We start from the raw sequence: 14,078 nt of genomic DNA on the forward strand, positions 1-14,078 counted from the left end.
GCCGAAGTCGCACCCCGGTTTCGTCTCTACCAGCGCGGCAGCTATCTCCGCAGCGACACTATTTCCCCAGCGCAGCGGCGATCTGATCGGCCTGCGCCTGGCTCTCCATGAGCTGGCGCAGCAGCCACAGGCGCAGCACCCGAGCGACCGCCCCCGCGAGATACACCGCAGCACCGAGCACGGTCAGCGCGAGGAACGCGCTCGCCAGGATCTGGTACGAAGCGATGTTGCGCAGGTCCGACTGCGTCAACGAGGAGAAGTACAGGATGAACGAGACGAGCGTTCCGACGATCATCAGCACCAGGCCGACGATCCGGGCCTTGCCGTCACCGGCCGACTGACCGCCCTTGAGCTTCATCTCCGCGACGTCCTTCTTGAACTGCTCACGACGCTCTTCCGCCACAACGGTCATCGTCATCCTCCTAGGTAACTGGTTGAAAGTTCACGGTCGATTTCGCGAGGGTCGCCGGAGCGAACCACGCGGCCCTGCAGCATCAGCGCCGCAGAGGTGGCGATGGGCAGCACGGCGCGGGCGAACTGCTCGGCCACCAGAATGGACAGGCCGTCGGCGGCCAATTGCCCGACGATGTCGTACATCTCGGTGACCACCCGCGGAGCGAGCCCCATGGAGAGCTCGTCGAGCAGCAGCACCGTCGGTGCCGTGCCGAGCGCCCGGGAGAGCGCCAACATCTGCTGCTCGCCGCCGGACATCGAGCCGGCGAGCTGGCCCCGCCGCTCACCCAATCTCGGGAAGCGCTGGTAGGCAGCGGTTTCCAGCTCCTCGAGGCCGTGTCCGGTGCCGGTGGCGACCCACAGGTTCTCGCGCACCGTCAGGTTCGGGAAGATGCCCCGACCCTCGGGGATCGAGCACACCCCGAGCCTGGCCAGCTCCGACGCGTCGGCGCCGTTGACGACGCGTCCGGCCAGCCGGAGTTCCCCCGCCGTCACCGGCTGAAGACCCGAGCACACCTTCAGTGCGGTGGTCTTGCCCCCGCCGTTGGGCCCGAGCAGCGCGACCACCGCGCCCGGGTGAAGTGCCAGGTCCACGCCGCGGAGCACCTCGATGGCGCCGTACGCGGACCGCACCCCGGACAGTTCGAGCAGCGGCTCCGGTCCCGCTGCGGCGGGATCCGATTCGACACTCACCGACGCGGTCATGCCACCGCCTCCGTTCCGATGTAGGCCGCGATCACCGCGGGATCGCCCTGCACCTGCTCGGGTGTGCCGGATGCGATCAACGCGCCGTAGTCGAGCACGTGGATCCGGGAGCACACCTTCATCACCAACGGCAGGTCGTGCTCGACCAGGCAGATGCCGAGGCCGTCCGCCGCCAGCCGGACCAGCATCTCCGCGAAGTCCTCCGTCTCCTGCTCGGTCTGCCCCGAGGCCGGCTCGTCGAGCAGCAGCACCCGCGGGTCGGTCATCAGCGCGCGCGCCACCTCGACCACGCGGGCCCGCCCGGTGGGGATGTCGGAGACGTCCTTGCCCGCGACGTCCGCCAGGCCGGTCAGTTCGAGCAGCCGGTCGGTCTCGGCCTCGAGGTCCTTGCGGTGCCGCCGCGACGCGGTGCGATGAATGTCCCCGGCCACGCGGAGGTTGTCGCGCACCGACAGCGACAGGAACAGCTCCAGCCGCTGGAACGTGCGGGCCAGACCCATCCGCGCCCGCTTGTACGGGGCCTTGCCGGTGACGTCGACGCCGTCGATGAAGACGGTTCCCTCGGTCGGCTTCTGCAAGCCGGTGACGGTGTTGAACAGCGTCGTCTTGCCGGCGCCGTTGGGTCCGATCAACCCCGTCACGACGCCGCGCTCGATCGCGATGCTCGCGTCCTTGACCGCGGTGTGCCCACCGAAGCGGACGGTGATGCCCCGGGTCTCCAGCAGGGGGATTCCCGTGGACGGCTCAGTGGACGGCTCAGTGGACGGCATTGACGCTCAACTCCTTCACCTCGGTGATGTCGATCTCGGGCGCCGCGTGCCGGCCCGCCCGAATCGGCGCGTGCACCGGACGCGGACCCTGCGCCGGCAGCCCCAGTTCGCGTTCGACCCGGACGCGGTCCAGCTCCGTGTACGGCTCGGCGACACCGACGTCCTCGGGCGGGGTGTGGTGCCGGGCCGCCAACTGCTCGTCCGTGAGCACCGCCGACGGCATCAGCCACTCACCGATCACCGGCAGGACGAAGACCGTCACGATGGTCAGCGAGGCGAACCACCAGTTGTCCAGCAGCCCGGTCAGGGCGAGCACGTAGAGCACCGCCACGAAGGCGCCGCCGCCGGCCAGCACCGGCTTGGCGCCGGACAGCTTCCGGTAGCCCTCGACGACCTGGTGCACACTGCCGGACGGGTTGTGCCCGACGCCGATGCCGATCAGCGCGGGACTGACCGCGGCGATGTTGCCGAACAGCAGGTACAGGCCCTCGAGTTCGGGCTGCGTCTTCGCCAGGTTGTTGAACGAGACCATGATGATCGAGAAGCCGACACCTGCCATGACGCCACCGACGAAGGCGCCGCTGACGTAGCCGATGCCCGCGACCACGGTCAGCATCAGCAGCGAGAGGCTGATGACGATGGTGAAGGACTCGCCGGAGACCGAGCCCATCGCGCTCGACATCAGGATGCCGCCGAGACCCGCTATGCCCGCCGAGATCATGAACACGCTCAGCTTGAGCTTGACCAGGCTCTGGCCGAGCATCGCCGAGGCCGCCGGACTGTCCTTCATCGCGGCCAGGCGCCGGCCGTAACCGCCGTTGCGTAGGGCCACCACCGCGACGCCGAGAACGGCGAACAGCACGGTCGCCGTCATCAGGAAGGTGGTCTTGTCCTGCAGGTCGAGCGGACCGATCTGCAGCGGCGGGATCGTGAGGTTGCCGCCGGTGAACAGCGAGAACTTCACGCCGAACAGTTCGTGCTCGGTCGTGTCGCGCAGCACCATGTTGGACAGGAACACGCCGAACGCCATGGTCGCCAGCGCCAGGTAGAGCCCGCGCAGGCGCAGCGCGGGCAGCGCCACCAGGCCGCCGACCAGTGCCGCGACGATCACGCCGAGCACGACACCGACGACGGTGAGGCGCTGCGCCAGCCCGGACCCGGAGATACCGAAGTGGTAGACGACGATCGTGGCAACCGCCCCGAAGGACAATGGCGCCAGGTTCATTTCGCCGGCGTAGCCGGTGAGCACGGTCAGCGACAGGGCGACGATCGCGAAGGTGATGCCGACGGTCAGCGTGGTGACGGCGGACTCCACCATCAGCAGGCGGACCAGGTACACGATCACCACCAACGCGACGGCCCAGCCGATCGCCTTGCGCACGCTCGGCACGTGGTAGCGCTCGCGGGTGCGGACCGCGGCGCCGCGGAGCCGATCCTGTGGGAGCACGATCAGCACCACGAACAGCGCGATCATGGGCAGCGAGACCCGCAGATTCGAGGTCCACGTCCAGGTCGTCGGCGCGTACCCGAGAAGGTAGGTGCCGGCCAGGCCCAGCACCAGCGCCCCGACGAAGGTGCGGGGAATGCTGCGCAACCTGCCGAACATCGCGGCCGCGAACGCGTCGATCACCAGCAGGGTCAACAGGTTCGCCTCGAGGGTGCCGCCGCTGATCGGGGTGACCAGGATGCCGGCGAGCACCGCGAGCACCGAACTCAGCGCCCACGAGAAGCCCGCGATCCGCTCCGGATTGTGGCCGTTGAGCCGCAACAGGTCCGGATCGTCGACGACGCCCCGCATGGTCGCACCCATCCGGGTGCGGGTGAACAGCAGCCGCAGCCCGACGGCGATCGCCACGGCGGCGACGAGGCAGATGATCTCGTGCACGTGCACGGTGGCCCCGAGGAACGAGACCTTGGCGCTGTCCCCGAAGAACATCCGCAGCGTGCGCGGCTCCTCCGGATGCCAGAACCACTGGGACAGGAACAGCATGCCGAGCATGATCGAGACGGTGACGACGATCTTCGTCACCTCGGCGGTCTCGCGCAGGCCCCGCATGATCACGAAGTAGAGCGCCAGGCCCATCAGCGGGCCGAAGACTCCGAGCACGATCACCAGAGCGAGCGGGGTGGGCAGGTTCCAGCCGTAGCGGAGCTGCCAGTACAGGAAGGCGCCGAGCATCGCCTGCGCGCCGTGCGCGAAGTTGAAGATGCCGGAGGTGTTGTAGGTGAGCACCAGCCCGGAGGCTGCGATCGCGTACACGGATCCGAGCACCAGGCCCAGGATCGTGAACGTCACGAAAGTGTCCATGTGAGAACCATCTGTCTCGAGTGATGAGGCGGCGCCGCCGCAGTGGTGCGGATGTGGAGTCCCAGGACTCCGAGACCGCACCACTGCGGCGCAGGCCACGTCAGGCCTTGGGCTTGATCACGTTGGGGTTCGTGTACTTGGTCGAGATGCGGTCGGGGCCGAGCGTGGTGCCCCAGGTCGACGGGTCCGTCTTGATCAGGTACTTGTCGTTGCAGTCGAATTCGGCTGCCTGCGAGGGGAACACCTGCGTGTACTTGTCGCCCTGGAGCGAGACCATCAGGCCGCACTTGGCCGGCATGTTCTTGCCCGGGTCGGTGACCGCGTGCAGTCCGCCGCCGTCCCACTCGTGAATCTTCGAGAGCTCGTCGATCATGCACTGGCGGGTCAGGTCCGAGCCGCACTCCTTGGCCGCGGTGGCCCACAGCAGGAACGAGGAAGTGGACTGCATGCCGAGCAGTGCGGTCTTGCCGCCCTTCGCAGCGACCAACTCCTGGTACTTCTTGACCGCGGGCACCTTGTCGGCGTTCTCCAGCATCTGGAAGGTCATGTCGGCGTTGAGGGTGTCCAGGACGCCGCTGTCCTTGTTGAACTGCTGCGCGGAGTTTCCGTACCAGGTGGCCTCACCGAGAATGATCGGGTCGATGCCGACCTGCTCGACCGCCTTGAAGAAGTTGAACTCGTTCGGCACGGGCGAGCGCGAGGTCCACAGGCCCTTGACGCCGCACTGCTTGTACTTCTCCGCGAACGGCACGTAGGTCGGTTCGCCCTGGTAGTTCAGCGTGACGCCGCAGTCCTTGAGCTTGAATCCCGCGGCCTCGGCCATGGAGCGGGTCTTCGCGAGCGAGGAGATGATCGTCGGCATGGTCGACCCGACGAGGTCGAAGTCGTTCTTCAGGTCGGGGTGCATCTGGGCCATCTGGAACCAGGCGGCGGCGTTGCCGAAGTCCACCGGAAAGGGCACACCCTGGTAGGTCATCGGGCCGTTGGCCGCGTCCGGCGAGACCGTGAAGCCGGGGACGGCGGCCATGTTGCACGCCACGCGGGTCTGCTCGGCGGTCTGGTCCATCGCGAAGCCGTGGCCGACCATCATGAACTGAGACCCGCAGGCCTCCTGCATGACGGTGTTCGCCTGGGTCAGCGCGGCGTCGTAGTCGGTACCGACGACCTTGCGCCCGTTGATGCCGCCCTGCTGGTTGCACCAGTCGATCATCGCGGAGACGGCGTCGGACATCTCCTTGTTCAGCCCGGGGCTCTGCGCGTAGCCGCGGTCGTCGCCGTACCCGATCTTGATCTCGGTGTCGCTGACGCCCTGGTCGGTAGCGCCCTTCGCGTCCCCCTTGCCGCACGGCGAGTCCAGCGTCCCGAACTTCGCGTCCGAGGCGGTAGCCGAGGCGGCAGCGCCCGATCCGCTCCCGGAGGACGGGACGCCCGCATCGCCGCCGCGGTCCGTCGCGCAGGCCGAGAGCAGCGCCGCCGACAGCGCGAGCGCCGACACCACTGTGGCGATCTTCTTTGGTTTCACGATGGCTGTCTCCATTCTTCGCGGGTCGAGCGCACGTGTTCCGCGTCACTCGATGCGGGGACGGTAGACAGCGGCCCCGATCCGACTTCGAGAACTTCCCGCTCAGTGAGACCGCATGGTGATCGGCGCCACAGCCGATCGGGCCTGTGACGATCGGCACGCGATCGGCGCCCGTGGGGGACCTCCGCACTGGTAATCGGACCGGCCCGCGCCGGCGCCTCGCGGACTGTGCCGGAAACCACGCCCCAACAGCAGGGACCGACTCGACTTTTACGCCGTCGTAACGGAGGATCAAGGCTTGTGAACGCGGAACTCATCGTTCTTCTCGTCGTGGTCGTCACAGCCCTCGGGTTCGACTTCACCAACGGCTTCCACGACACCGGAAACGCGATGGCAACGTCCATCGCGACCGGGGCTCTTCGACCAAAGGTCGCGGTGGCACTGTCGGCAACGCTGAACCTGGTCGGCGCGTTCCTGTCCGTCGAGGTCGCCGCCACCGTCGCCAAGGGCGTCGTCAATCTCGGGTCCGTCAGCGGCGACGCGCTACTGCTGATCGTGTTCGCCGGACTCGTCGGCGGCATCATCTGGAACCTGGCGACCTGGCTGTTCGGCATTCCGTCGAGCTCCTCGCACGCACTGTTCGGCGGACTCATCGGCGCGGCCATCGCCGGCATCGGCATGAACGGCGTCGAGTGGTCGGGCGTGCTGAGCAAGGTGATCGTCCCCGCGATTCTCGCTCCGGTCGTCGCCTCACTGGTCGCGGCCTGCGGCACCTGGGTGATCTACCGCATCACCTCCGGGGTGCGTGAGGACACGAAGGAGTCCGGGTTCCGGCTCGGCCAGATCGGTTCCGCCTCCCTGGTTTCCCTCGCCCACGGCACCAACGACGCACAGAAGACGATGGGCGTGATCTTCCTCGCGCTCGTCGCCCACGGCACCATCACCGCCGACTCCGAGATGCCGTTCTGGGTCAAGCTCAGCTGCGCGATCGCGATCGCCCTCGGCACCTACCTCGGCGGATGGCGGGTGATCCGCACGCTGGGCAAGGGCCTGGTCGAGATCGCCGCACCGCAGGGCATGGCCGCCGAGGCGTCCTCGGCCGCGATCATCCTCACCTCGAGCCACCTCGGATTGCCGCTGTCGACCACGCACGTCGCCACCGGCTCGATCCTGGGCACCGGCATCGGCCGCCGCGGCGCCGAGGTGCGCTGGGGAGTCGCCGGACGGATGGCGGTCGCGTGGCTGATCACCCTGCCGTCGGCGGCGCTGGTCGGGGCGATCTGCTGGGGCGCCGCCCATCTGATCGGCGGGCTGCCCGGTGTCCTGGTCGTATTCACGATCCTGCTCGCCCTGGCCGGAGTGATGTACCTCCGGTCGCGGCGTCAGCCGATCGACCCGAGCAATGTCAACGCAGACTGGGCCGGTGGACTCGAGCCCGCGGACGTCGCCGCGATCCCCGCTCCCCCCGCAGTCCCGGCACCGGCCACGCTGACGAATCCGCTGGCCCAGCCCCCCAGCAACGTGAAGGCCTGAGAGGCGAACGCATGGATCTGCTGACGAAGACGCTCGATTCGCTCTGGCAGGTGGTCCTCGTCGGACTGCTGCTCGGCGCGGGACTGCCTGCCCTGTTCGCCGCGGGACTGCGGCTGCTCGGCTCCGGCACGACGAGCGTGACCGCCGAGTCCGGCACCGTGACCACCACCCGCAACCCGCTCGCCGTCGTCGGGGCGGTGGCCTGTTTCGCCGTCGTGGTGATCGCGATCGTGACTGGCATCCTGTTCATAATGTCGGATTTCCTCGCGAACACATTCGGCATCGAACTGTTCTAGCGCCGGACAATCCGCACATCGAGCTGTACTGGCATCGGCCCCGGAGTCGAGAGGCAACGTTTGTGACCACCGCTAAACCGTCCTTCCCGCTGTCGGTCATCAAGTGGCTGCGTGCCGGCTACCCCAAGGGCGTTCCGCCGAAGGACCGGATCCCGCTCGTCGCTCTGCTGCACCGCAAGCTGACCGCCGAGCAGATCAAGGACGTCTCCGTCGCGCTGGCCGAGTCCCACGACGGTCAGGACCCGGTCATCACCCGGGAGGAGATCGGCGAGCTGATCGAACAGACGACCCACAGCGCGCCGTCGGACAGCGACATCGCTCGCGTTGCGTCCGTGCTGGCTGCCGCGGGCTGGCCGCTCGCCGATCCCGAGCCGGTCGCCGAGCCCGAGCCGGTCGCCGAGCCCGAGCCGGTCGCCGACGCCGAGCCGGTCGCCGCCCCCGATCGGCGTGTCCACTCCGACGCGGCACCGTAGAGGGGACAGCACCCGTGGCCCTTCCTCCGCTTCTCACCTCGATACTCGGCTGGCTGCGCGCCGGGTATCCCAACGGCGTGCCCGAGCAGGACTACATCCCGCTGATCGCACTGCTGCGACGCAGGCTCTCCGACGACGAGGTCCGCACCGTCACCGACGCGCTGGTGAACCAGGCGCCGGCGCCCATCGACAAGATCGACATCGGCGTCCTGATCACCAAGGTCACCGACGAGATGCCGCTCGAGTCGGACACCGCGCGGGTACGGGCGCATCTCGTCGCCGGCGGTTGGCCACTCGCGGACCCCGACTCCTGGGACGGCGAGGATCCCCCGCCCGCGCCGTAGCCGCTGCCCACGCGGAAGCCCTGACGACCCCCTGCGGCCGATTCGAGTAGTCGACTACGCTGCCGCCCTCCCCCTCGACGCCGAAGCGGAAAGTACGAACTCGGGGGCGTGAGGGGGAGGTCACGAGAAGCGGTCGTCACGGGAATCACACTGAAGCACAAGGGAACCCGAACAGCGGACGAGACGGTCGAGTCGGATCTCGTGGTCGATGCATCCGGCGCAGCGCCCAGACCCAGCCGTGACTCGAGGGGTACCTTCCGTTCCCCGACACGAACTGTGGCTTCGACCCGTACGGGCAGGGCATGACGGTGGCGGGAGTCCAAGCTCTCGCGCTGCGACATTGCCTGCGCCAGGACGACCGACGGCTCGCGCATCGCTTCCCACGCAGCATCCGCCCGGCACTCGACGACGCCCGACAGATTTCCGCCGACGCCGACCTGCAGATGCCGTTCGTCGGAGGGCCGCGCAGCAGGCGGACCCCGGCAGCCAACGCCTGCGTCGACCGGGTGCACCGCGCGGCGGCCTCCGATCCCCAGGTCGGGGCAACCTTCATGCGTGTCGTGAACATGCTGGCGCGCCCGACGTCGTTGCTTCGGCCCCCGACTCCGGTTCGCGTCCCGCGCGGGAACCGGCGGTTCGCGCGGGAGAGCACCATCGCGCAGCGACGTCATCGGACCGTCTCGGCGCGTGAGCCCCGGCGGCTCACAGTCCCTGGTGGTCGGCCGACCGCACGCTTTCTGGCAGCATCGACTCGTGAGTTCCGTGTTGCAGACCCTGTCCGTCCCGGCCGGCCCGGCGGCCGCCGCGGTGCTCCCCACTCTCGACGGCGCACTGGCGGGCCGCGGCGAGGCCCTGCTGCCGGTGCCTGCGGGCGACGACCGCGAGATCGCGCGGCTGAGCGATGCGCTGCATCCCGGCGAACCGATCGACGCGTCGATCGCGCTGGTCGTCGCCACGTCGGGAACCACCGGAATTCCCAAGGGCGCCATGCTCACTGCCGCCGCGCTGCGGGCCAGCGGCGAAGCCACCCACGCCAGGCTCGGCGGACCCGGGTCCTGGTTGCTGGTGCTGCCCCCACACCACATCGCCGGACTGCAGGTGCTGCTGCGCGGCCTCCTCGCCGGCACCGAGCCGGTGATCGTCGATGTGACAACGGGTTTCGATCCGCAGGCGCTGCCCGCCGCGATCTCCGCGATGACCGGCCCGCGCCGGTACACCTCGCTGGTACCCACCCAGCTGGTCAAGGCCCTCGACCATCCCGAGGCGACCGCCGCTCTCGCCGAACTCGACGCCGTCATGCTCGGCGGGGCGGCCACCCCCGCGCCGGTGCTCGCCCGCGCCGTGGACGCGGGAATCACCGTGGTGCGCACCTACGGAATGAGCGAGACCTGCGGGGGCTGCGTGTACGACGGGGTGCCCCTGAACGGGGTCCGGGTGAAGATCGTCGAGGACGGCGAGCGCAGCGACGAGCGACACCGCACCGGCGAACGCAGCGACGAGCGACACCGCACCGGCGAGCGCAGCGACGAGCGAAACCGCACCGGGCGGGTCCTGCTCGGTGGACCGGTGCTGGCGTCGGGCTACCGCGGGCTGCCCGACCACCCGGCGTTCGCGGAGCCCGGATGGTTCCGGACCGACGACGCCGGGATGGTGACCGACGGCGTGCTGCACGTGACCGGCCGGCTCGACGAGGCGATCTCCACCGGTGGGCTCACCGTGGTCCCGCAGGTGGTCGAGGCCGCGCTGACCGACCATCCCGCGGTCGCGGAGTGCGCGGTGATCGGTCTCCCGGACCCCCGGCTGGGCCAACGGGTGGTCGCGGCGGTGGTGCCGGTCACGGGCGCGACGCCGACTCTCGCCGAACTCCGCGCGCACGTGGAAGCGGTCCTCGACCCGACCGCCGCACCGCGCGAGCTGCACCTGCTCGACGCGCTGCCGCTGCGCGGCCCCGGCAAGGTGGACCGTCGCGCGCTGGTCGCGCGACTGTCCGGCGCCCCACACCCCGAGGACTGAGTCAGCGCGGGCCGATGCCGCGGAGGACGGTGTCCACCATCGCGTCCACCTGACTGTCGACAGGCTCCTCGGACGCGGGCGGCTCCCCGCTCAGCAGGCCCCGGAGCACGAGGTCGTGCCAGGCGCCGCTGATCATCGTCACCGCGGCGTCGACGTCGGCGGCCGCATCCACTCGTCCGATTCGCTGCTCGCCGCGCAGGTAGTCGGCGAGCAGCGCCCGCAGCGGCGGCTCGTCCGTCTCGTGGGATGCATACGCGGACAGCACCTTCGGCTGGGTCAACGCTCCGACGAACGCGGGCAGGATTGCGCGGTGCAGGGCAAAGCCGCGCCGCACCAACGTCCGCAGGTTCTCTGCGACGGTTCCGTCACCAGCAGTGGGCACCGCGCCCCCGAGCCCCGCCTCGACCGCCCGCACCCGCGCGGCCAGCCCGAGCCCGAGGAGCTCCTCCTTGTTCGCGAAGTGGTTGTAGAGCACCCCGTCCGCGACCTCGGCCTCACGGGCGATGTCACGGACGGTCAGTCCCGCGGTGCCGCGTCGCGCGATCAGTCGTTCGGCCGCCGCGATCAGGTGCTCGCGCAGGTTCGCGTCGCCGCGCAGCGCGGCAGCTCTTCTCGGTGACATCGCGTCCGATCGTATGCGGTGAGAGTGCGTACCCGGGTCAACGCCGGTCCGCCCGCACCAGCCAGGCGGTGCCGCGCATCCGGACGGCGCCGGATCGCTCGAACGGTCGCAGCGCCTCGGTGAGTGCGCCGCGAAACCGGTCGGTCGCGGCCGAGTCGGCCTCGCGCAAGGCGAACCGGACCGGGCCCCAATTGCCGAGGAACTCGGCGGCGTCGGCGGCGTCCCAGCCCCACACCTGTTCGGCCTCGACCGGGCTCACCCCGACGGAATCAAATCCCGCCGCGGCAAGGACCGCCTCGATACGAGCGGGATCCGCCAACGAGGTCGGGCCGGCGTTGGCCTTGCCGGGCTGCCACGGCAGCAGGTCTCCGACCGCGTCGAGGACGGTGCCGAGATCCTCGTCGCGCAGGTCTCGCATGGTCAGGAACGCCATCCGACCACCCGGCCGCAGCGCCCGACGGATGTTCGCGAACGCTGCGACCGGGTCGGCGAAGAACATGATGCCGAACCGGCTGATCGCGACGTCGAACTCGGCGTCCGCGAACGGGTAGACCTGCGCGTCGCCGCGCGCGAACGAGACGTTCCCGACGCCCTCCGTCTCCGCGGACGCGCGCGCCCGGGCGAGCATCGGTTCCGAGAGGTCGAGCCCCGTCGCGTGGCCTCCCGCCGCGGCACCGGCGGCGAGCCGGGTCGTCTGCCCGTTGCCGCAGCCGACGTCGAGGACACGGTCGCACTCTCCCAGTGCGGCGGCGGCGAGCAGGGCGTCGTTGAAACCGACGTTGACCTGGTCGTACCGGTCCTGATGGGCGGCCCAGTGGCCGCCCTCGTAACCGTTCCACGCCTCGGACTGTGCGGTGTTGACGATCGTGTCCATCGAACCCTCCTCGCCATGAACAGACATTCATGAATGTGTGTTCATAATGTGCCCCGCGTGCCCGACTGTCAACGGTCGACCGCCGACCGATCGCACCGCGACAGCGCCGACCGATCGCACCGCGACAGCGTCGACCGATCGCACCGCGACAGCGTCGACCGATCGCACCGCGACAGCGGCCGCATGCGCGACGCAAGGGCGGCGCAAGGGCGGTCGCGCACGGTGGTCCCAACACCGAAGGAACTCCGCCCCGGAGAACCGCGACCCTAGGACCCTCATGAACCTCACCGCTCCCCCCGCCATCGAGGCAGTCGGACTGGTCAAGCGCTTCGGCGACAGCGCCGCCGTCGACGGCGTCAGCCTCACCGTCCCGACCGGCACCGTCTACGGTGTGCTCGGACCCAACGGCGCCGGCAAGACCACCACCGTCCGCATGCTCGCCACCCTGCTGCGCCCCGACGGCGGCGAGGCCCGCATCTTCGGGCACGACGTCGTCCGGGAACCCACCGCCGTGCGGTCGCTGGTCGGCGTCACCGGCCAGTACGCCTCCGTGGACGAGGACCTGTCCGCCACCGAGAACCTGGTGGTCTTCGCCAGGCTGCTCGGGCTGTCCCGCCCCGAGGCCAAGCGCAAGGCCTCCGAACTGCTCGAGGAGTTCGACCTCGTCGAGGCCGCGCGCAAGCCGCTCAAGAACTTCTCCGGCGGCATGCGCAGACGCCTGGACCTGGCCACGAGCCTGATCGCGCACCCGCCTCTGCTGTTCCTCGACGAGCCCACCACCGGCCTCGACCCACGCACCCGCGCCCAGATGTGGGACACCATCCGCAGACTGGTCGCGGAAGGCTCCACGGTGCTGCTCACCACCCAGTACCTCGACGAGGCCGACCAGCTCGCCGACCGGATCGCGGTCATCGATCGCGGCAAGGTCATCGCCGACGGCACCGCCGACGAGCTCAAGGCCTCGGTAGGGGTGTCCTCCCTGCAACTGAAGATCGTGGACAAGACACAGGCCGAGCGCACCCGGTCACTGCTCGCCGAGTCGCTCGGCGTGGAGGTCGCGATCACCCCGGAGGCGGGCCGGCTCACCGCCCCGATGACCGACCCGTCCGTCACACCCGAACTGTTGATCCGGTTGCGCGAGCACGGGATCGGCGTCGACGAGATCACCGTCAGCAAGCCCAGTCTCGACGAGGTCTTCCTCACCATCACCGGACACGGAACCGACGAATCCGATTCCGCCGCAACCGAGTCCGACACCGAACGGAGCATCGCATGAGCACCGCCACCCTCGCGCCCGACATCACGGTCGCGCACCCCGGCTCACCGCCCTTCGTGCGGTCCATCAGCCTGAGCCAGTCCGTCGCGAACTCGCTGACCATGGCGTATCGCGGACTGCTCAAGCTCAAGTACAACCCCGAGCAACTGTTCGACGTGGTGATCCAGCCGCTGATCTTCACGGTGATGTTCACCTACATCTTCGGCGGTGCGGTCTCCGGCGACGTGAAGTCGTACCTGCCGATCATCATTCCCGGCATCCTGGTCCAGACCGTGATCACGGCGTCCATCGTCACCGGCACCCAGTTGCGCGAGGACATGGACAAGGGTGTGTTCGACCGGTTCAGGTCCCTGCCCATCGCCCGTATCGCGCCGCTCGCCGGCGCGCTGCTGTCCGACGTGGTCCGTTACGCCATCGCCACCACCATCACCTTCGCGATGGGTCTCGCGATCGGCTACCGCCCGCAGGGCGGCGTGGTCGGCATCGTCGCGGCCGGCGTGCTGGTGATCGTGTGCGCCTTCGCGATCAGCTGGATCTTCGCGCTGATGGGCGTGCTCATGAACAAGGCGTCGTCGGTGCAGGGCATCTCGATGCTGGTCCTGTTCCCGCTGACCTTCATGTCCAACGCCTTCGTCCCGGCCGACACCATGCCCGGCTGGATGCAGGCCTTCGTGCAGGTCAACCCGGTCTCACACCTGGTGACGGCGGTCCGCGAACTCGTCAACGACGGCCACTTCGGCATCCACGTGGTGTGGTCGCTGCTCGGCGCCGCGGTCATCATCGCCGTGATGGCACCGTTGACGGTCCGCGCCTACATGCGGGAGGCCTGAACGCGCTCCCCCGCGACCCTGGCCCCGTCCCCGACCCGCAGCCCGCGGGTCAGGGGCTG

The 14,078-nt window shown here is 69.3% G+C and carries 14 protein-coding genes; 7 read left to right on the plus strand and 7 right to left on the minus strand.

Features of this window, described 5'->3' with window-relative positions; all coding sequences use genetic code 11:
- Window positions 1-58 precede the first annotated feature (58 nt).
- The 5 genes from ACFXGJ_RS20685 to ACFXGJ_RS20705 all read right to left on the minus strand — a co-directional run bounded on the left by ACFXGJ_RS20685 (window position 59) and on the right by ACFXGJ_RS20705 (window position 5,773).
- Window positions 59-412, minus strand: a complete 354-nt coding sequence (locus ACFXGJ_RS20685) for a hypothetical protein (protein ID WP_378624020.1) — start codon at window positions 410-412, stop codon at window positions 59-61.
- 2 nt (window positions 413-414) lie between these two features.
- The gene (locus ACFXGJ_RS20690; RefSeq protein ID WP_378624022.1) at window positions 415-1,158 is read right to left on the minus strand and encodes an ABC transporter ATP-binding protein; all 744 of its coding nucleotides are present in this window, start codon (window positions 1,156-1,158) and stop codon (window positions 415-417) included.
- The gene (locus ACFXGJ_RS20695) at window positions 1,155-1,928 is read right to left on the minus strand and encodes an ABC transporter ATP-binding protein (RefSeq protein ID WP_378624031.1); all 774 of its coding nucleotides are present in this window, start codon (window positions 1,926-1,928) and stop codon (window positions 1,155-1,157) included. The genes ACFXGJ_RS20690 and ACFXGJ_RS20695 overlap by 4 nt, the downstream gene beginning before the upstream one ends.
- Window positions 1,915-4,236, minus strand: a complete 2,322-nt coding sequence (locus ACFXGJ_RS20700; protein WP_378624034.1) for an ABC transporter permease — start codon at window positions 4,234-4,236, stop codon at window positions 1,915-1,917. Before ACFXGJ_RS20700 ends, ACFXGJ_RS20695 begins: the two co-directional genes overlap by 14 nt.
- A 100-nt stretch (window positions 4,237-4,336) precedes the next feature.
- A complete protein-coding gene (locus ACFXGJ_RS20705; protein ID WP_378624038.1) occupies window positions 4,337-5,773 on the minus strand; it encodes an ABC transporter substrate-binding protein in 1,437 nt (478 codons plus the stop codon).
- Between the two features lie 285 nt (window positions 5,774-6,058).
- Between ACFXGJ_RS20705 and ACFXGJ_RS20710 the strand changes: the two genes are divergently transcribed.
- The 5 genes from ACFXGJ_RS20710 (at window position 6,059) to ACFXGJ_RS20730 (ending at window position 10,417) form a co-directional block, all read left to right on the plus strand.
- Window positions 6,059-7,291, plus strand: coding sequence for an anion permease (locus ACFXGJ_RS20710; protein WP_378624042.1), 1,233 nt, complete (start codon window positions 6,059-6,061; stop codon window positions 7,289-7,291).
- An 11-nt stretch (window positions 7,292-7,302) separates the two neighbouring features.
- Window positions 7,303-7,587: a hypothetical protein gene (locus tag ACFXGJ_RS20715; protein ID WP_378624044.1), complete on the plus strand. Its 285-nt coding sequence runs from the start codon at window positions 7,303-7,305 to the stop codon at window positions 7,585-7,587.
- Between the two features lie 62 nt (window positions 7,588-7,649).
- The gene (locus ACFXGJ_RS20720; RefSeq protein ID WP_378624048.1) at window positions 7,650-8,060 is read left to right on the plus strand and encodes a DUF3349 domain-containing protein; all 411 of its coding nucleotides are present in this window, start codon (window positions 7,650-7,652) and stop codon (window positions 8,058-8,060) included.
- A 14-nt stretch (window positions 8,061-8,074) separates the two neighbouring features.
- Window positions 8,075-8,404, plus strand: a complete 330-nt coding sequence (locus ACFXGJ_RS20725) for a DUF3349 domain-containing protein (protein WP_378624051.1) — start codon at window positions 8,075-8,077, stop codon at window positions 8,402-8,404.
- Window positions 8,405-9,157: 753 nt separating this feature from the next.
- Window positions 9,158-10,417, plus strand: coding sequence for a 2-succinylbenzoate--CoA ligase (locus tag ACFXGJ_RS20730; RefSeq protein ID WP_378624053.1), 1,260 nt, complete (start codon window positions 9,158-9,160; stop codon window positions 10,415-10,417).
- Between the two features lies 1 nt (window position 10,418).
- Here ACFXGJ_RS20730 and ACFXGJ_RS20735 read toward each other — a convergent pair whose 3' ends face one another.
- Together ACFXGJ_RS20735 and ACFXGJ_RS20740 are read right to left on the minus strand one after the other, a co-directional pair.
- Window positions 10,419-11,039, minus strand: coding sequence for a TetR/AcrR family transcriptional regulator (locus ACFXGJ_RS20735; protein ID WP_378624055.1), 621 nt, complete (start codon window positions 11,037-11,039; stop codon window positions 10,419-10,421).
- A 37-nt stretch (window positions 11,040-11,076) separates the two neighbouring features.
- Entirely contained in the window at window positions 11,077-11,913 is an 837-nt protein-coding gene (locus ACFXGJ_RS20740) for a class I SAM-dependent methyltransferase (protein WP_378624058.1), read from the minus strand.
- 277 nt (window positions 11,914-12,190) lie between these two features.
- On the opposite strand from ACFXGJ_RS20740, the gene ACFXGJ_RS20745 reads away from it, so the two are divergent.
- Together ACFXGJ_RS20745 and ACFXGJ_RS20750 are read left to right on the plus strand one after the other, a co-directional pair.
- Window positions 12,191-13,189 carry an ATP-binding cassette domain-containing protein gene (locus tag ACFXGJ_RS20745; RefSeq protein ID WP_378624060.1) on the plus strand — a complete coding sequence of 333 codons (999 nt, stop codon included), beginning with the start codon at window positions 12,191-12,193 and terminating at the stop codon, window positions 13,187-13,189.
- Complete coding sequence (locus tag ACFXGJ_RS20750; protein ID WP_378624063.1) at window positions 13,186-14,019, plus strand: ABC transporter permease; 834 nt, start codon at window positions 13,186-13,188, stop codon at window positions 14,017-14,019. Before ACFXGJ_RS20745 ends, ACFXGJ_RS20750 begins: the two co-directional genes overlap by 4 nt.
- Window positions 14,020-14,078: the final 59 nt, after the last annotated feature.

The organism is Rhodococcus sp. NPDC059234 (assembly GCF_042754225.1).
Lineage (GTDB): Bacteria > Actinomycetota > Actinomycetes > Mycobacteriales > Mycobacteriaceae > Rhodococcus_G.

Bases quoted from the DNA above. Each gene is read 5' to 3' on its own strand.
- ACFXGJ_RS20685 (WP_378624020.1), bottom strand. From the start codon at position 412: ATGACCGTTGTGGCGGAAGAGCGTCGTGAGCAGTTCAAGAAGGACGTC.
- ACFXGJ_RS20700 (WP_378624034.1), bottom strand. From the start codon at position 4,236: ATGGACACTTTCGTGACGTTCACGATCCTGGGCCTGGTGCTCGGATCC.
- ACFXGJ_RS20695 (WP_378624031.1), bottom strand. From the start codon at position 1,928: ATGCCGTCCACTGAGCCGTCCACTGAGCCGTCCACGGGAATCCCCCTG.
- ACFXGJ_RS20750 (WP_378624063.1), top strand. From the start codon at position 13,186: ATGAGCACCGCCACCCTCGCGCCCGACATCACGGTCGCGCACCCCGGC.
- ACFXGJ_RS20740 (WP_378624058.1), bottom strand. From the start codon at position 11,913: ATGGACACGATCGTCAACACCGCACAGTCCGAGGCGTGGAACGGTTAC.
- ACFXGJ_RS20735 (WP_378624055.1), bottom strand. From the start codon at position 11,039: ATGTCACCGAGAAGAGCTGCCGCGCTGCGCGGCGACGCGAACCTGCGC.
- ACFXGJ_RS20745 (WP_378624060.1), top strand. From the start codon at position 12,191: ATGAACCTCACCGCTCCCCCCGCCATCGAGGCAGTCGGACTGGTCAAG.
- ACFXGJ_RS20705 (WP_378624038.1), bottom strand. From the start codon at position 5,773: ATGGAGACAGCCATCGTGAAACCAAAGAAGATCGCCACAGTGGTGTCG.
- ACFXGJ_RS20690 (WP_378624022.1), bottom strand. From the start codon at position 1,158: ATGACCGCGTCGGTGAGTGTCGAATCGGATCCCGCCGCAGCGGGACCG.
- ACFXGJ_RS20715 (WP_378624044.1), top strand. From the start codon at position 7,303: ATGGATCTGCTGACGAAGACGCTCGATTCGCTCTGGCAGGTGGTCCTC.